At 52.1% G+C, this 16,930-nt stretch carries 18 protein-coding genes; all 18 read left to right on the plus strand.

From position 1 onward, the window contains the following. The first annotated feature begins 10 nt into the window (after positions 1-10). The 18 genes from H8S80_RS29215 (at position 11) to H8S80_RS29300 (ending at position 16,707) form a co-directional block, all read left to right on the plus strand. Positions 11-451 carry an immunity 51 family protein gene (locus H8S80_RS29215; RefSeq protein WP_020225636.1) on the plus strand — a complete coding sequence of 147 codons (441 nt, stop codon included), beginning with the start codon at positions 11-13 and terminating at the stop codon, positions 449-451. Next, a complete protein-coding gene (locus H8S80_RS29220; RefSeq protein WP_006059604.1) occupies positions 448-711 on the plus strand; it encodes a hypothetical protein in 264 nt (87 codons plus the stop codon). Before H8S80_RS29215 ends, H8S80_RS29220 begins: the two co-directional genes overlap by 4 nt. 10 nt (positions 712-721) lie before the next feature. After that, positions 722-1,036, plus strand: coding sequence for a DUF6881 domain-containing protein (locus tag H8S80_RS29225; RefSeq protein WP_117440295.1), 315 nt, complete (start codon positions 722-724; stop codon positions 1,034-1,036). Beyond that, complete coding sequence (locus tag H8S80_RS29230; protein WP_117440296.1) at positions 1,036-1,446, plus strand: DUF6966 domain-containing protein; 411 nt, start codon at positions 1,036-1,038, stop codon at positions 1,444-1,446. Before H8S80_RS29225 ends, H8S80_RS29230 begins: the two co-directional genes overlap by 1 nt. Positions 1,447-1,457: 11 nt before the next feature. Further along, on the plus strand, positions 1,458-2,435 hold the full coding sequence (locus tag H8S80_RS29235; protein WP_117440297.1) for a hypothetical protein: 978 nt from the start codon (positions 1,458-1,460) through the stop codon (positions 2,433-2,435). 42 nt (positions 2,436-2,477) lie between these two features. After that, complete coding sequence (locus tag H8S80_RS29240; RefSeq protein WP_006059608.1) at positions 2,478-2,948, plus strand: DUF4259 domain-containing protein; 471 nt, start codon at positions 2,478-2,480, stop codon at positions 2,946-2,948. A gap of 3 nt (positions 2,949-2,951) precedes the next feature. Further along, positions 2,952-9,155: an immunity protein Imm33 domain-containing protein gene (locus tag H8S80_RS29245; protein WP_117440298.1), complete on the plus strand. Its 6,204-nt coding sequence runs from the start codon at positions 2,952-2,954 to the stop codon at positions 9,153-9,155. A 24-nt stretch (positions 9,156-9,179) separates the two neighbouring features. Further along, on the plus strand, positions 9,180-9,659 hold the full coding sequence (locus H8S80_RS29250) for a hypothetical protein (protein ID WP_002592905.1): 480 nt from the start codon (positions 9,180-9,182) through the stop codon (positions 9,657-9,659). 34 nt (positions 9,660-9,693) lie between these two features. Then, complete coding sequence (locus tag H8S80_RS29255; protein ID WP_002592906.1) at positions 9,694-10,083, plus strand: hypothetical protein; 390 nt, start codon at positions 9,694-9,696, stop codon at positions 10,081-10,083. Positions 10,084-10,119: 36 nt separating this feature from the next. Continuing rightward, positions 10,120-10,869, plus strand: a complete 750-nt coding sequence (locus H8S80_RS29260) for an SMI1/KNR4 family protein (protein WP_117440299.1) — start codon at positions 10,120-10,122, stop codon at positions 10,867-10,869. Between the two features lie 23 nt (positions 10,870-10,892). Continuing rightward, entirely contained in the window at positions 10,893-11,252 is a 360-nt protein-coding gene (locus H8S80_RS29265; protein WP_002592908.1) for a hypothetical protein, read from the plus strand. A gap of 20 nt (positions 11,253-11,272) precedes the next feature. Beyond that, the gene (locus tag H8S80_RS29270; protein WP_117440300.1) at positions 11,273-12,052 is read left to right on the plus strand and encodes a hypothetical protein; all 780 of its coding nucleotides are present in this window, start codon (positions 11,273-11,275) and stop codon (positions 12,050-12,052) included. A gap of 26 nt (positions 12,053-12,078) precedes the next feature. Further along, positions 12,079-12,954, plus strand: coding sequence for a spondin (locus H8S80_RS29275; protein ID WP_117440301.1), 876 nt, complete (start codon positions 12,079-12,081; stop codon positions 12,952-12,954). Continuing rightward, entirely contained in the window at positions 12,951-13,829 is an 879-nt protein-coding gene (locus tag H8S80_RS29280; protein WP_117440302.1) for a DUF4261 domain-containing protein, read from the plus strand. Before H8S80_RS29275 ends, H8S80_RS29280 begins: the two co-directional genes overlap by 4 nt. A gap of 148 nt (positions 13,830-13,977) precedes the next feature. Further along, on the plus strand, positions 13,978-14,940 hold the full coding sequence (locus H8S80_RS29285; RefSeq protein WP_117440303.1) for a helix-turn-helix transcriptional regulator: 963 nt from the start codon (positions 13,978-13,980) through the stop codon (positions 14,938-14,940). A gap of 131 nt (positions 14,941-15,071) precedes the next feature. Next, entirely contained in the window at positions 15,072-15,440 is a 369-nt protein-coding gene (locus H8S80_RS29290; RefSeq protein ID WP_002569119.1) for a helix-turn-helix domain-containing protein, read from the plus strand. A gap of 11 nt (positions 15,441-15,451) precedes the next feature. Next, a complete protein-coding gene (locus H8S80_RS29295) occupies positions 15,452-16,066 on the plus strand; it encodes an ImmA/IrrE family metallo-endopeptidase (RefSeq protein ID WP_117440304.1) in 615 nt (204 codons plus the stop codon). A 104-nt stretch (positions 16,067-16,170) separates the two neighbouring features. Next, positions 16,171-16,707 carry a hypothetical protein gene (locus H8S80_RS29300; RefSeq protein WP_187049083.1) on the plus strand — a complete coding sequence of 179 codons (537 nt, stop codon included), beginning with the start codon at positions 16,171-16,173 and terminating at the stop codon, positions 16,705-16,707. The last annotated feature ends 223 nt before the right edge of the window (positions 16,708-16,930 follow it).

The following is a 16,930-nucleotide window of genomic DNA, read 5'->3' on the forward strand; positions in this document are numbered from 1 at the left end:
GGAGAACACTATGAAAGACCTTTGCCAATACGGAAACCGGCCGGAGGACGAATGGGAAATCTTGCCCTGGATACCTGATCCGCGCCCGCCCTTCAAAATCTGGGTGAAGCCGGAGCAGATCGCGCCATTCTTTCTCATTCCCCACCACCCCTATGCCATCTCCCTTCTGCTGAAGATCAGTGACGGGTTCCGGACAGAAGAATTCTGCCGGCTGGGACTGACCGGCAGCAGCGGAGACTGGGAACGGCTGGTCCGGGGCGTGATCCGGGAGTTTGAGGAAAGCAATAGTGGTGAGGATCTGTTTCACTTTGACTCCGACGAGGATGTGTTCTGCGTCTATTCCCAATACATCGACGACCTGATGATGCTGGCCAAAATGATCCGGGCGGCCTGTGCCGATGAAAAAACGATGCGGATGTATCTGAACATGAGCGAGGCAGCGGAAGCATGAGAGAGTTAACTACTCAAACAGGGATAGTAGTAAAATGCAGTAAAACGGCCATTGAATTTTTCCAAAATGCTCAGTCAGTGGATTTCTTTTCTGTGCTGGAGATCCCAGAGGAATTCCAAGGTATAGCGGTTGAGTTTTATGATTTGATTATGGAAAATGATCATCTTGCGGCCTTGCTGGGCTGTCGCGGCAATTATGATATTGCAATACAGATAGATGAGGTAACCGGCACCATGACGGGGTGGCATTGGTTCAAATGAGGGAAATGGAATGATGGAGTACATCAAGCTTTTTGGGGAGGACGCACCGGAGGGAGAACCGTCGGTGATCCTCTATGAAGTGGATACAGAAAATGAGCGGCTGGCCCTCCACTCCATTGACATCTTTGCAGATGGCCGCACCCGCAATATCCCTGACCTTTACGACGGCGCCATCGAGATCACGCCGATCCCCACCGTGGAGGAATTGAACGCCCATGTCTGGGGTGAGGAGTTCCACGCCTGCGTCATAGAGCAGGCGGAATTTGAGGCCGCCTGGGAAAGCCACACCTATGATGGAGCGTTAAAAGAATCAGGAGGATTCTGATGAAACAGACAGATATTTATACCGAGGCTCTGATCTGTCTGCGCTCCATCCTTCTGACAGACCATTCAGAATTTCAAAACTGGATCGACTGGCTGGAGCGGGACATTCTGGACTGGAACCAGCGGCGGGAGGTTACCCACCATCTTCGGGCATATGGTGGCATGGGTTCTTTCAATGATTTGCCCAGTATGCGTGGAAATCACGACTACATTTTTGACTTTCTAAAGTCTGTGTGCTATGCCTTCGGCCATCTTTATGGCAAGCGGGAGGGCATTTTGCCAGAGGCATTGATGGAGGAGTGCCTCCACGATGTAGAGCAGGCAGCCTATCACCCCCATAAGGTACTGAACCAAGCCATTGCCCAGCACTTGATGCAGGGCGATTTACAGGAAAACCTGGATAGGCTGTAGGAGGACTTGTTATGAACGAAAGACTATTCCGCACCCAATTCAATCAAATGGACACCACCGAGAAGCAGGCGCTGATGGAAAGCCTGGCTGCTCGTTATGATATGACCTTTCTCGGTCTACATACCTTTGACCGCTGGGGCCAGAACTGCACCACCGGCATCTTCAAGAAAGATGGCCGGGAGTTCGTCTTTGTCCCCGGCGATACCGTCACCCTGGGCTGGGAGCAGTTTGCCGTGGGACTGAATCAGGAGAGCCGGGAGGAATTAGAGTATCTGTTCCGGGAATGGGAAATGGAACCGCAGAACCCGGAGGAGATGATCCGGGAAAGTATGGCTCCCGTTCGGCAGGCGGCCATTGGCCCCATGCTGGTGGGCCGGGAGCTGGAGGAACTCTGCTGGGAGCCAGTCAAGATGGACGATCCCAGGCTGACCGCCCACCCTGACTGGCTGAAGGAATTTCGTGATTTTGCCTGGAGTGACAGCAGCAGTCTTACCTTGCATCAGTCGGCCCGCATTGAGCGGACGGAAAAGGGCTTTCAGATCTGCATCTATAACCGCACAGACTACGATGCGCTTCTTGCCGGGCTGGAAAAGCAGGGGCTTTCGCTGCCTACGGCGGACGAGTGGTCCTACCTGTGTGGCGGCGGGTGTCGGACCCTGTTCCCGTGGGGAGATGGGTTAGACTACTCCATGCGTCTGCGCTGGTTTGAGGACATGGATGAGGATGAGAACCGGCCCTATGACATGGAGGAACCCAACTTCTTCGGCCTGTCCATCGCCTACGATCCCTATATGCGGGAAGTGGTGCAGGCTGATAGACTTACCACCTGTGGCGGCGATGGCGGATGCAATATCTGCGGTGGGCTGGGCCCATTTCTCGGTTTCCTACCCTGTTCGCCCCACTGTAAGCCGGAAGTGCAGGAGGACAATGAACTAAACGGAGATTATGACTTTTATCGGCCTATCATTCGGCTGGAGAACCATGATTGACAATAGAAGCTTGATACAAAATAAAGAAAGAGAGGTGCCGACATGGGAGCATGGGGCATAAAAGCATTAGAGCGTGACGAAGGGCTGGATGTACTGGACATCCTCAAAAATGAATATGTACCGGAGCATCCGGTAATGGATCTGGGCGAGATGATCGAACTGATGAAAGAGGAAGTCATGCTGGGAGCTGACTTCTCACAAATCGACTTCCTCTTTGACAATACTGCGATGGCTCTGGCGGAGCTGTATTTCCAATGGAAGGATAATGGCAAGCTGGACTACGATTATGAAGAAGCTATATGGGATAAAGTCACCGGTTTCACAGCATCCAAAGAAGCCCTTGCTTTCCTGCTGCGGCAGCTCACCGACATCAAAAACGAGGTGCCGGACGAGGACGGCATCCGTGAGATTGTGGATCTTTGGAAGAACGAGGACAGCGGTGAGATCGCTCCTGTGTGGTCAGAGCATTTGGACTGGCTCATCAAGCGGCTGATCTCGGAACAGGAGGCATGACGCATGTATATCAAAAAATACTGGGGCAACTTTATCGGAGGCTCGGACGACAGCCTGAACCTTGTGGCATTTTTGGAGGATCAGAAACAAGAGGAGATCCCCCTCAGCGAGATTTTCGCCAAGATTGGTCTGGACAAGCAGAACTGGGACTTCCGCCAGACCGTGGAGTATCTGGAGTTCACCCATTCGGACGGCGTGGAGATGGACTTCCACTTCGCCATTGATGTGGTCACCGACCTGGCCGCCATCCTGCTGGAGTGCAGCGTCAGTGGCAGTGTAAACCTTCAGGATCTGGACGAGTACAACACCCCCGCCCGCCGTATCCGCATCACTGCTACGCCGGAGGAGCACGAGGCCATGGACAAGGCCCTGGCGGACTTTGTCCATGCCCCGCTGGAATACGACATCAGCGAGATGATGGGCGAGGATGAAATCACGGATATGGCTTCTCAGGTGGAGATGCTGCGGAAGGAGCTGTACGAAGCCTCTGGCCGCAACCGGAACTACCATGTAAAGGCGGAAGATGTAAAAGATCTGCTCCCCGACTGGGAGGGTGCCGATGGCTGTATCGCCACCAACCGCATCACAGTGGAGGGCTGCAAGGTTGGCTACTGCTACAGGGAGAAGCCGGACGGCGGCTGGGACAGTGGCTGGCGCTTCACCGCTGGTGACGAGAGCGAGGCGTACATGGACGACCCCAACAACGCCGGGATTTACAAGCTGAACACAATTTGCAACGACGATCCCGACATCATTCCTCTGCTGAACACCCCCGCCCCCTGCGCCTTTGAGCGGGATGAGAACGGTGTGTTCCAGCAGATCAAAGACTGGAAACCGGATGAGGACGAGGAGGACCCTGATATGGACATTTTGAAGCAGTGCCAGAAGTGGCATGAGGAGAGCAAACAACATAAAATTATTGATGCGCTGGAGGCCATCCCCGCCGAGGAGCGTACCCCTGAGATGGACAGTGAGTTAGCCCGTGCCTATAACAATCTGGCAGACCCACATAAGCCAACTTGCAAAGAAATGCTCAAAAAGGCCCTCGCTCTGCTAAAGCCCCATGAGGAATACTTCGAGGACGATTATTACTGGAACTTCCGCATGGGTTACTCCTACTTTTATCTGGATCAGGAGGGCCGGGCTCTGCGATATTTTGAAAAGGCATTGGAAGTCCGCCCTGGTGACGATGACACCAAAGAGTTTATCGACCGGTGCAAGCAGGGTATTTCTCTGCCGCAGTTCTGGGAGTGCTTCCGGGAGCGGACAGAGAACTGGTGGGAAACCTTTGCCGAGATGGAAGCAGAATTGCGCCAGATGATGGATGAGGACAAAGATCACACCCGCGGCGCAGAACTCGTGGCCCAAATGGAAGGGGCTTTGAACCAGGCGTTTGACGAAATCTCCTTCGAGATGGGCTTCAATGGCGAAAAGCATGAGTTGATCCTCACCCCGGAGGGCGACAAGGTCAAGCTGTTTGAGCTGATTTACTTCCAGAAGCACGCCCCCAAGGAGGTGCTGGAGCACTGGAACATCCTTGTGGGCCGTCAGCCCCTCCAGAACATCGGTCTGCGTACTGAGAATGGCTGGGACATCTCCGGGGATGATGTGCAGATCTGGCTGGAGGAGCAGGGTGAAAACAGCTTCGCCATCTCCGCCTACTGTGAAAAGCTGCTGCCTATGCTCCGGGATGAGGAAGGCCGGGCCTGGTGGATGCTCACCACCCTCACCGACCAAGTGCTGGGCGAGATCCCCCACATGAGATACATAGACAGCTTTGATGTGCTGGAGGAACCCAAGGCAGAGCCGTCCTTCCTCCTGTCCCAGTTGCCCGACAAACTGCGGGAGCAGGGCCTGGAGCTCTCCACTGATCCAAATGCCTATCTGGAGAGCTATCTTGGCTACAAAATGGAACCCAATGAAGATCCCGACACCGATTGGCGGTTGGATACCATGGTGGGTTCCACCTGCTGTGTGCCGCTCATCAACGGCTATCTGAATGCCGACAATGACTTCATGGATGATCTCCATGCCGACGGCACGGTAGCGGGCTTCTTCTGCTATCCCCTGGATACCCTGCGGGAGGAAGAAGGAACCCAGAAGATCTTTGACTTCCGGGACAAGCTGGAAGAAGTGTTTACCACTGATGAAGGATCGGAAGTGCTCACTCTCACCGGCGGGGCTACCGGCCTCTACTGTGGCTATGTGGACTTCATCGCCTGGGACATCCAAGAGGCGCTGAACATGGCGAAAGAGTTCTTTGAAGGCACGGACATCCCATGGGCCATCTTCCACACCTTCCGCCGTGAAGCCGGTTCTGTACCCCTAAAGCAACAAGATGATGGGACAGAAACTGAGAATCAGGATGACGAGTTGGACGAAACGCTGACGGGCATGGACTATATTCCTTACACCCAACAGAACGCCGAAGCATTCTTCGCTCAGCTGGAGCAGTGGAACGACGAAGACGAGTACACCCGCTGTATCCAGGCACTGAATGCCATCCCGGAGAACTGGAGGAACTACCGCACCGCCTACGCCCTGGCCCGTGCACTGGAGAACTACGCCATCATCGGGGACCATGACGAAGGTACTTTGAAATCCAAGGGAGACAAAGCCCTTCTGAGGGCCATTGAGGTGCTGGAGTCCGTCCGGGAGGAAGGCCAGGACAAGGCGGAGTGGAATATGCGGATGGCCTATGGCTATCAGTATCTCTACGGCCAGGAGGAAAAGGCCATTCCCTACGCCCAGCGGTGGGCAGAGTTGGACCCGGAGGATGAAAATGCTCCGGCGGTAATTCGGGAGTGTAAGGCGGAGATCCGGAAACGCCAGCGCAGCCGGAAGAAGAAGGCCAAATTCGTGCCCGGTGATACCCCATTTGAGGGCTTCGACCTCACCAACTTCTGGGATGATAATTGGTATGCACTGAAAGAATATGTCAGTGATCCGCCTTCCGATGAGCTGATCGCCAGCGTGGAGGAGGAACTGGGCTACAAGCTGCCCGCCGCCTACATTTGGCTGATGAAGCAGCACAACGGCGGCATTCCGGTGAACACCTGCTATCCCTGCGATGAGCCTACCTGTTGGTCAGATGATCATGTGGCCATCACCGGCATTTTCGGAATCGGACGGGAAAAGAACTGCTCCCTCTGTGGAGAGCTGGGCAGCCAGTTTATGATCGATGAGTGGGAGTATCCTGCCATCGGTGTGACCATCTGCGACTGTCCAAGCGCCGGACACGATATGATTTTCCTGGACTACCGGGCTTGCGGTCCCCAGGGAGAGCCTGCGGTAGTCCATGTGGATCAGGAAAATGACTATAAAATTACCCATCTGGCAGATAGCTTTGAGGAATTTATCCGCGGACTGGAGCATGAATCCCTCTATGATCCGGATGAAGATGCAGAGGGTCTTGAGGATGACGCCGACGAGGAGGAAACCGACCATAAGGGTTCCTTTGCCGGATCTGTGCTCCTCTCCAAAGCAGAGTGGGACAAGGAGCAGTTGATTCGAGATCTGCGGGAAGAATGGGGTATCGTAGATGAGGAGCCGGATGAGGGCGACGAAGATGTTGAGAACAGCGATGACGCTGTGGTAATGCGGGTCGGCAATATGATGCTGATCGTGACACTATTCCACGGTCACATCCCTGACAATGAAGCAGAGATCAACGCCGAAAACAACTATATGTGGCCAGAGGCCGTAGAGGTGGCCAAAGCGCACAAGGCCCATATCATGGTGGCTGTGTTGGGCGAGGAGGAAAAACTGCTGGAACGAGGTAAGCTGTTCACCAAGGCGATGGCAGTGTGCTGCAAGCAGAAATATGCCACCGGTGTCTACACCAGCGGCGTGGTATTTGAGCCTCGTTTCTATGAGGGCCTTGCCGATATGCTCAAAGAGGACGAACTGCCCATCTTCAACTGGGTTTGGTTCGGCCTGTACCGGAGCGAGGGGGGCCTAAACGGCTACACCTACGGCATGGATGTGTTTGGCAAGGAGGAAATGGAGGTGTTGAACACCGACGCTGAGCCGGAGGAACTGCGGGACTTTTTGGCCAGCCTTGCCTCCTATGTGCTGGCGTGTGATGTGACGCTGCAAGACGGCGAGACCATCGGTTTTTCTGCGGACGATAAGCACACCATCACCCGCAGCCCCGGCATCTCTCTGCCAGAAGAACAGATGACCCTGAAGATCGGTCACGAGCCTATAAAGGGAGATCCGGAGGATGACAGCTGCGACCACTCAGACAATGATGACACGCAGGATGAGGAAGAATTCAGTAATCCCGAAGTCTACACCGAGGAGGAGATGGAAGCCGTCGAGGAGCACATTGAGCAGTATTTCGGCAAGTTCGAGAATGTGTTCCATGAGCTGGTTTCTCCCGACATCCATGTGGACATCTGCGTGGTGCCGCCCTCTGAGGAGCGGGACTACTGCACCCTGGTCACCATGGGCATGGGCGCTCACCGGATGAATGTGCCGGAGGAACTGGCGGAATATAAGCTGGAGCGGGCGGAGCTGGCTATCGCGCTGCCTGCGGACTGGAAGTTGGTTCAGGAATCTATGCAGGATGAGCGGTGGTACTGGCCTATCCGTCTGCTGAAAGTTTTAGCTCGTCTGCCCATTGCCAGCGACACTTGGCTGGGCTTTGGACATACCATGGATAACAAGGAGAACTTTGCGGAAAATACGAAGCTGTGTGCCGCCATTCTCACCGGCCCCCAAAGTACAGAGGAGGGCGGCGAGGTCTGCACCCTGCCGGGCGGCGAGGAGGTCAACTTCTATCAGGTCATTCCGCTTTATGAGGACGAGTTGGACTATAAACTGGAACATGATGTAGACGCTCTGCTGAACAAGATGAGGGGGATCAGTTTTGTTGTAAACCCCACTCGTCAGAATGCGATCACCCGTGGCACCCTTTCCAATGATAATTTTGACGGTGAGATGGACGACGCTTCCTATCACCTTGAGAGCATTGAGGAGAAGGAACTGCCTATTGACCCCATCAATGCTTATAACCACATGGCCATCTACCTGCGCTGGTGCATGGAGCACGACCTGATGGGTGAGGACTTCCTGAAAGAATACAGCGAAGTGGCCAAACAGGTCAAAGCTGATCCTGCCAGTGTGGATCTGCGGGAGTTTATCCGGGATGAGTTGGACGGCTGTCTGTTCTCTGTGCTATTCAATCAGCAAGGCCGTGCTTTTGCAGGCTATTACTATGGAGAGGGCGACAGCCCCTACTATCCCGCCGACATTGACGACAATGCCCTCCGCTTCTTCGGCCCGGAGCGGTATCACTCTGATGAGTTCCAGGATGAAGCCTACCTGTTCATCCCCTTTGACGAGGACTACTATCAGGCTATGGCAGAGGTGATCGGGGAACGGTTTGAAAACTGGCAGGGACAGGACTTCGACGAGGACACGCTGGAGCCTTCCGAGGTTGCTCAGGCCATCATGGAGTATCTGGACTGCGAGTGTACCTATTTCCCATCCATGGCAGATGATGACCCCATCATGTCGGCATACAGCTACGCCCAGCGGCTGGGGGTACGGGAGGGCTTTGTTCCCGTGCTCATCAAGGCGGATGATGAAACGCTGTTGGAGTGTCTGGTGATGAACGCCGACCCGGAGAACGATGCGGACTTTTATGAATTTGACCTCAAAACGGTAATGGAGTATCGAAAGAAGATGCTCTCCGCTCCCGTCAAGGACGGAAAGGCGGTTCTGGAGGAATTGACCGGCCAGCGCAAGGAAGAAGCCGAGGACGATGACATGGACTGGGAGGAGGAAGTCCTGGGCGAGATGGAGGGCGGCTATGACAATGACCGCTTCTCCTGCTATTGGGATTCGGATAGCCACATGACCTATCCGCTCATTCTGGCCAAAATTCCGGTCAAGAACCCCTGGGAGATCTTCGCCTACCTGCCCTTTGGAAACTGGAACGAGTGTCCCGACACGCCGGAGCTGATGGCGGTGGCGAAATACTGGTTTGAACAGCATGGAGCGGTCCCTGCCGCTATGACCCATGACGAGCTGGAGTTCCTGCTCCCGGTCCCCGTTTCCAAGGAGAAGGCCATGGAATTGGCCGCGGAGCAGTATGGGTTCTGCCCAGACATTGTGGATCAGGAGCAAGATGACCCGACGGTGGGCAATTTAGCAGATGTTCTGTGGCAGTCCACTGTCTGGTACTTCTGGTGGGATTGAGTAACATCACGGGAGGAGAAAGGCATGAACAAATCAAATCAACATAGCTTGCCCCAGTCGTTAGAAGTGGCCATCGCACTATGGGAGCAACACCTGAATGAATTTGCCGTTCTCCTCTCGGATGCCATCCCTTCCTTAAAGAACACAGACTGGATTATAGAGAAAAAGCGAGTGTTTGTTTGTGGCTCAGATGGTTCCAAGAAAAGAAGGCGAACCGCAAGCGGGCCCTCTTACCATTCTGGCGTTTCGCTGAACCGCTCTGATACAGAACAGATCTGGAATCACTTTCAGGCGTTTGCGGGAGCCATTGGCCTGGATGAGGTGGAGCGGATTCCTGCCAATGAGCAGGAACTGGGACGGTATGATTTCCGAGCGTCCAACAGCCAGACAGCGGATAGTTTCACTTGCCTGATCTATCTGCCGGGCGAGTGGAATCAGGCTGGGGTCCATATCTCTGTATTTATCGGGCCGAGATACCGGGATGCGGATTTGCATGAGACATAAGGAGCACCTATGATGAGAATATGGAGGGGGCACAATGAACTTTAGCGAAGCAATGCAAATGCTTGGAACCAAGTTGCAAGGAAAGTACGGGCATTTAGGATTCAAGTATAAAAAATCCGACAAAACACTTACGAGGCACAGTAAAAATTTCACCTATATGATTGCGTTTTCCTCATTCGGCGGGAACACAAAGGATAGCATAAGCATAGAGGTTTGCTATATAATCAACACCCGTCCATACGACCCTTATGGTTATGCCAAACCAGACGCCAACACACAACCACTGTTTTACAGTTTGAGAGACAATGAAATATATCTTGATATAGGAAATGAAGAAAAAATTGACATTGCCTTTGAGGTTGTTTGTCAATGGATGGATAAAATACTGATTCCAAAAATGAATGAGCTTTGTGCTACCGAGTAATGTGGAAGTGATGGCGGAGAAAGAGCGTGGACACCTATGAACACAGAATCATTGACAGCAAAGCTCCTGGACCTGGTCGAAGGCCGGGAAACACCAGAAAGTTGGCGGAACTGGTGGGACGAGCATGAGCCGGAACTGGAAACCCTGCTGAGTCGGGGCGAATTTCTGAAGCTAAAGCCCTGCCGGCATGGTTTCCAGTGGGTCCCGGTGTTTGGCAGCCAAAAGGGAGCCATCGCCATTCTGGAAAAGAGCGGCACAGCATTTGAGGCCAGCAATCTCTACCAGGAGCGGTATCTGGCGGAGCTGGATGCGTTCTGCAAGAAGCAGAAGCGAGTGCAGCGGGAAAAGCAAAAGGAATTCAAGGCCAGCCACCCAGAACTATTTGGCCGATACCCCAAGTTCTCCAAGGCGTTGGCAAAGGTGCTGGACCCCTCTGATGAGATCAAGCCCGCCACCACGGAGGAGCAAATCGGGAATCAAGAAAGCGTGATGGACTTCACGCTCCCGGCCCAGGTGCGGGAGTTTTTCCTGCTGACCGCAGGCATCAATGTATTCACAGGCGTAATCGTTGAACTCTCTGGAACATTTAATTTGACCATCCACGGAGAGCGGTATTGCGTGCTGGGCGAGTTCTGGAAAGAAGCGGACGGCGACCAGCTCCTGCTCCGCCCCGGAGAGGAAACCATCTGGTACTACGCCCATGAGCAGGACAAGGTCAAGCGACTCTGCAACGATATGACAGAACTGCTGGAGAAGAAATTGGCGAGGTATCTCAATGAACACTGAAAATATATTCGGGAGGAACTGCCATGTCACAGATTGCGTCCTTTTATCTGATAAAAAATAACCGGCGGCAGGAACTGTCCAACGGCGACTGCTCCGGTGCGGTCTATATGGCCATCTGGGACTGGTGTGAGAGCGTGCTGGATATGGATGTCCGTTTTCCTGCTCCCCAGACCGAGGACACCCTGGACTGCGCTCTGCTGGAGGGAGAGCTGGCGTCTAAACTGCTGGCAGCTCTGCGGGAGCGGGACCTCCCGGAACTGGCTGCTGAAATTGCCCCGGACTGGGACCTGCCCACCGAGGCGGTGCAAAGCGGACTGGAAACGCTGCGCTCCCATCTGGAACTGGTGCAGGACGACGCTGCCCTGCTGTATGAAATGATATAGACAAAAAAGGAGTGAAACTTATGGGACTTGACATTTACGCCGGGACGCTGACCCGGTACTATTCTCACAACTGGAAAACTGTTGTTCAGCAGTGGGCGGAGGAAAACGGATACACCTTTAACCGGATCACCCCGGATGGAGAACCCGCCGACAACGAGGAGGAGCTGTCCCCGGCTGAGATCCAGGCGGCAGTGGAGGACTGGCGGGATCAGATCTTAGCCGCCATTTCCCAGCCGAACCAACCGCCCTACACTCCATGGCCGGAGGACAACGAGCGGCCCTATTACACCGATAAGCCGGATTGGGATGCCTTTGGCGCTATGCTGCTGGTGGCCGCCTGTCATACATACGAGGAACCGGTGCCTCTCACCGTGGAGAAGGACTGGGACTTCGGGGAGCATCCCCTGATTGCCCGCCTTGCATCGGACGAGGAGCGGGTGTGGTCCCTGCTTCGGGGCGCGACTTGGTGGCTTCCCCTCACCGACAGCTTTCTATTCCAAGGCCCTCTGCCCACCGATGATCAAACGATGATCGCCACTTTGGGCGGTCTGCGAAAGGAACTGGAGAAGCTGAACCAGCTGGCATGGCAGGCCGATGAGGACACCATCCTTGGCTGGGCCGACACTGAAGGATACCCGGTAGACGGAACCATAGACTCAGATGGACAGTACAGCAAGGCAGACATCCCAGAACACACCCAATATGACACCCAATCCTTGGCCAAGTTTGCCTTCTCCGTGTTCTGGCGGGCCATGCGGTTTGCCGAGGAACAGCAGGTGCCTATCCTGCTTGACTATTAAAGAGAATTCGTCAGGGGGTGGAGACCGTGGAACAAAAACGGCCGGCAGATATAATTCAGGAACTTCTGGACTACCTGTGGAACGGCCTGGGCCTGGAGGAAAAGGGCTGGAAGCGTCTGAAAAAGGGCGACTTCAAAAAGAAAATGAAAAACGGGCTGACCTATCAGATCTGGTTTGACCGGAGCCGCTACAACTACATAGACTACGAAATCGGCCATGGGAATGTGGAGGTGGGCTTCAGCTGTATCATAAAGCAGGGAGATGACTACCTCTACTCTTTCAGAATTGAACCCACAACAGGCGGTTCATTCTTTCGGATGCTGACAGAGGACCTGCGGCTGAACACCGGGCTGCTGGACACCTTTCTGCCCCTGGTCAAAGCCAACTACCTCGACTTCATCGACCGCTTCGAGGCAGACCCCGTGGAGGCATTACAGCCGGTCTGCGCCCCCTTCACCGAGGCGGAGGACTACAGCTGGTTCATCTATGTGCGGGAGCAGATGGTGGAACGGTACGGAACGGCGGAGCAGATGGAGGAGTACCGCCGTCAGGCGGAATTGCGCGGAACGCCTGGACACAAGGCAAAGAACTGGATGGGTTCGATGTTGTTCCACCTCTCCCACGCCAATGATGTGGATCAAGCCTGGGCCTCAAGCCGCACCAGAGAGGAACTGGACCAGGTGGTGGAACCCTTTGTGCAGGCCAAGCGGCAGACAGGACAGTGGACACAGGAGGATGAGGCGGGCTATCAGCTCTACCGGCAGGAAACAGATCCGAAGAAGCGCACCTTTCGGGTATGGTATCTCATCGCCAACCCCCGCGGCCTGCCGAAAGAGTTTGTCCAGAAAGAGCTGGAGTTTCGGTGGAAACTGTTCCCAGAAAAGAAGGAGGAAACCAAATGAGCAATAAAGCTTTCCAGCAAAATCTGGACGACAAAAAAGGCCCCCAGCCCGGAGGTCCCTATCTCATTCAGATGCTGTTCAAAGAGCCGGTAGAAATGCCGGATAAAGAAAAAATGACTGCCATAATGGAGAAGCACATCGGATCAACAGAGTGCTTCTGTTATGATAAGAAAATGGCCGGCTTTGCCGCCCTGGATCATGTCGCGGAATTTCAGGACGGCAAGTGCCCGGTACAGCTGATGGTGATGAAATGCGACAAGTTCAAGGGCAAAGGCTTTGATGCCTTTCTGATGAGCCAGATGTGGGACTGCCAGGAGGACCGTGACCGGATCTTCCGGGAGTGCAAATATCAGGTGGTGGCCACCGATATGCTGACTGCGGCGCTTTCAGCGCTGGAGCGTGCCAACCTGGATGCCGACTTTCTGGAGGCTCTGGCAGAGCTGTACCCCACCTGTGAGGCGTTCTATTTCCAGAACTGCGGCAAGCTGTTTCTGGCAGAGGATGTGCGCTCCCATCAGATTGAGGGGCCGGATCGGTTCATCCGCTTTGGCGTCAATGTCCGTTTCTTCAACATCGAGGGCACGGAGGATATGCTCATCGACACGGTGGGCATGAGCACCCTGTTTTTGCCGGATCTCCAGTACCACTTCCACGACATGGACCCAAATTGGGTAGTAAACCATGCCTACAATGTGGCGTCCTATATTCTGGAGCATGATAACCCCATTCAGGATGGGGAAACCATAGACGGCGTGGCGGATGGCCAGATGTGCCGGGAGGTCCAGTGGAAGTGCCAGTATGAGGACTCCCTGATCCAGCCTCCCAGAGGGGTGCTGGACATCCACATGGGGAACCATGCCTCTGGAGGACGCTGAATGAACGGCGTTGTGCTCCTGGCAGGCGGACTTCTGCTTGTGGCGGTGATCAAGCTGATTATAGATCGAAATTGGATCGGCCTGCTTCTGGTCTTTGGGGCCGGACACCATACAAAATAGGCCATTTTAAGAATCGAGGAGGTGAAGTATGCAGAATTCAACAAATATGCGGATACTGGAATTACTCCGGTTTCTCTATGAGCGGACCGATGAAAACCATCCCGCCACAGTATCTGACATCATTGCCCATCTGAATGGAAAAGGAATTCAGGCAGTGCGGCAGACTGTTTACGCAGATACCAATGCGCTGATCGATGCAGGGATTGATATTGTGGTGGTCAAGAGTACCCAAAACCAATATTTTATGGGAAGCCGTCTGTTTGAGTATCCAGAACTGAAAATGCTGACAGACGCAGTAGCATCCTCGAAGATCATTTCTGCCAAGAAATCCGAGGAGCTGGTGCAGAAATTATGCCGTTTAGCCGGCACATATCAGGCAGAGCAGCTTCAAAAATTTGCTGCTTTATCCAGCCGTGTCAAACCGCATAATGAAAAGGTTTACTATATCATTGATAATATCCAAACAGCAATTGGAAACCATCAGCAAATTCGGTTCCAATACTATGAATATACTCAGGAAAAAAAGAAAATCTTGAAGCATGATGGATATTATTATGTCGTAAATCCTTATGCGCTTGAATGGAAAAATGACCACTATTATCTGATTGGATTTTCTCTGAAGCATCAGAAAATTGCTCACTTCCGTGTAGATCGTCTAACAAGCATAGAAAATCTTGAAACTTGCTTTATGCCGATAGAGGGATTTGATGTAGCCTCCTATACAAATAAAATGGTTGATATGTTTACATCGGAGTCATCGAAGGAAGTAACCCTTCTATGTGAAAACGAATTGATGAGAGTAATCATAGATCATTATGGAGAAGATGCCCCTGTTGAGAGATATGATGACGCGCACTTCACAGCAAAAATTGAAGTGAACCCCAGTGGAACTTTTTATGGCTGGATATTCAAATTTAAGGGAAAAATAAAAATTCTATCCCCAAAAGAGTGCATTATAGAAATGCAGCAAATCGCTCAGGAATTTATATAGCGCAAAAGAGGTGTTATTGATTTTTAACACCTCTTTTTAAATGAAATTTTTATCCTTGAAGTGAACAGATGTTCGATATACAATATAAGCAAGATGTTCGCAGTTCGTCGAACAAATGAGAGGTGAATGCTGTGGGCAATATAACTTTTGGATCATTTATAGCCGAGAAACGCAAGGCGCACAAATTCAATTTACGCGATACAGCCAAGCATTTGAATATTGCTTACGGCTATCTGTGTGATATTGAACAAAGCCGCCGTCCTGCACCCAATGGAGATTTTGTGGAACGCATCTCCGCCTTTCTGAATTTGGATAAATCAGAACATGAGTTGCTTTTGGATCTGGCTGCAAAATCACGCAATACAGTATCTGCTGATTTGCCAGACTATATCATGGAAAAAGATATTGTTCGGGCAGCCTTGCGTGTGGCAAAAGAAGTAGACGCTACCGATGAAGAATGGCAGACATTTATGAAAATGCTAAAGGAGCGTAAACGATAGGGGGGATAGCTTTGTCAATTCCACAAATCCGTACAGAAGCAATCGAGGCGGTAGGGCGAAAAATCCTGATGGAATATGATCCCTCTCTGCTATCCGGGCAACCATGTTCTGTGCCAATCGAAACCATTATCGAGACAAAGTTTGATCTAATCCTGGAGTTTCATACACTAAGAAAAAACCCCAAGATATTAGGGGAAACAATTTTCGATGACGGTGCCGTTGTTTTATATGATCAGATACAGAGACAGTATCGAATGATTGCAGTAAGAGCTGGTACAATCTTAATTGATGAACGGCTTTGTGATCCATCAAAATTAGGGCGGCTCCGTTTTACCTGTGCCCATGAGCTGGCTCATTGGGTACTACATAAGAAGTTATACTCCGGTACTGGAGATGTTGCTGCTTATAACGGAAATGTTTCTTCCGACGAAAGTCATGGCATAATTGAGCATCAGGCGGATACCCTGGCCTCTGCTCTGCTGATGCCTTTACCGCAGATCAAAAAATGTTTTTACCGGCTTAGAATAGGCCGGACAGATGAACAGCTCATTGCTGAAATGGCAAATATTTTTGAGGTTTCCAAGCAAGCAATGCAGATTCGTCTAAAATCCAGAAACCTGATATAACCAAATGGGGGAATAGAGAGAGGCACTGCCCTCTCTCACGCTCCTCTGCTATGCTATTTTGTACCTAATATGTTCGCAATATTGCGAACAAGGAGGGATGTTCTATGAGAAAAGAAAGCACAACAATCCAAAAATATAACAGCAGGCTAACAGCTTTGGGGCTTAACAGCGACGCTGCGTTTCATAGAAGTAAGCTGATTCTAAAGATTTACCGTGATGTAGTCTGGGTTCTGAGTGAGCGGGCAGAAGAATTACAAGAAACCGCTTGGATTATGGGAGAACAAGATATAGAGTCTGGCCTCTGCTATCTTGAAAATTTTGCACCAGATATTGAACTGCAAGCCTTTGAAGAAAAAGTTTGCTGCCTTGTTCAAAATCAAATGCTGGTCAATATTATTGACCGTGCACTCCTTCGTCTGAAACGGTATCCGGATCGAGGAGAACTTTACTATGAAATTTTGACTAAGCAATTCATCTATCGGTTCAACAGCACAGAGAAAGAATTGCTGGAAGAACTAAATATAGAGCGCAGTGTCTTTTATGACCGAAAACGAGAAGCCATCTATTTATTTTCTGTTTGCTTGTTTGGATATTCTATTCCAGAAGTCCTGGAGGAGCTGCCCCGACTAAATTCCGACTAAATCCCGACAAGTCCCCGACCTAATCCCTACTCCCTTCCGACTTCCGACCTGCTATACTTGTTATAGTGGCAGGAATGCGCTAAATTGAATACTTTTCTACATAAGGCCCGGCATTAACCGGGCTTTTTTCATTCCTGCTGCAATATGGCGGCAGGAACATGGCTGGAGGTGAAAACACTTCCGGCCTTTTTCTTTGCCCGGTATTAGGAGGCCGGTATGCGCT

The sequence above is a fragment of the Hungatella sp. L36 genome (genome assembly GCF_014288035.1).

Coding starts and splice junctions, on each gene's coding strand:
- H8S80_RS29255 (WP_002592906.1), top strand. CDS start 9,694: ATGAACTTTAGCGAAGCAATGCAAATGCTTGGAACCAAGTTGCAAGGA.
- H8S80_RS29215 (WP_020225636.1), top strand. CDS start 11: ATGAAAGACCTTTGCCAATACGGAAACCGGCCGGAGGACGAATGGGAA.
- H8S80_RS29240 (WP_006059608.1), top strand. CDS start 2,478: ATGGGAGCATGGGGCATAAAAGCATTAGAGCGTGACGAAGGGCTGGAT.
- H8S80_RS29270 (WP_117440300.1), top strand. CDS start 11,273: ATGGGACTTGACATTTACGCCGGGACGCTGACCCGGTACTATTCTCAC.
- H8S80_RS29280 (WP_117440302.1), top strand. CDS start 12,951: ATGAGCAATAAAGCTTTCCAGCAAAATCTGGACGACAAAAAAGGCCCC.
- H8S80_RS29245 (WP_117440298.1), top strand. CDS start 2,952: ATGTATATCAAAAAATACTGGGGCAACTTTATCGGAGGCTCGGACGAC.
- H8S80_RS29300 (WP_187049083.1), top strand. CDS start 16,171: ATGAGAAAAGAAAGCACAACAATCCAAAAATATAACAGCAGGCTAACA.
- H8S80_RS29260 (WP_117440299.1), top strand. CDS start 10,120: ATGAACACAGAATCATTGACAGCAAAGCTCCTGGACCTGGTCGAAGGC.
- H8S80_RS29225 (WP_117440295.1), top strand. CDS start 722: ATGATGGAGTACATCAAGCTTTTTGGGGAGGACGCACCGGAGGGAGAA.
- H8S80_RS29220 (WP_006059604.1), top strand. CDS start 448: ATGAGAGAGTTAACTACTCAAACAGGGATAGTAGTAAAATGCAGTAAA.
- H8S80_RS29285 (WP_117440303.1), top strand. CDS start 13,978: ATGCAGAATTCAACAAATATGCGGATACTGGAATTACTCCGGTTTCTC.
- H8S80_RS29265 (WP_002592908.1), top strand. CDS start 10,893: ATGTCACAGATTGCGTCCTTTTATCTGATAAAAAATAACCGGCGGCAG.
- H8S80_RS29235 (WP_117440297.1), top strand. CDS start 1,458: ATGAACGAAAGACTATTCCGCACCCAATTCAATCAAATGGACACCACC.
- H8S80_RS29230 (WP_117440296.1), top strand. CDS start 1,036: ATGAAACAGACAGATATTTATACCGAGGCTCTGATCTGTCTGCGCTCC.
- H8S80_RS29250 (WP_002592905.1), top strand. CDS start 9,180: ATGAACAAATCAAATCAACATAGCTTGCCCCAGTCGTTAGAAGTGGCC.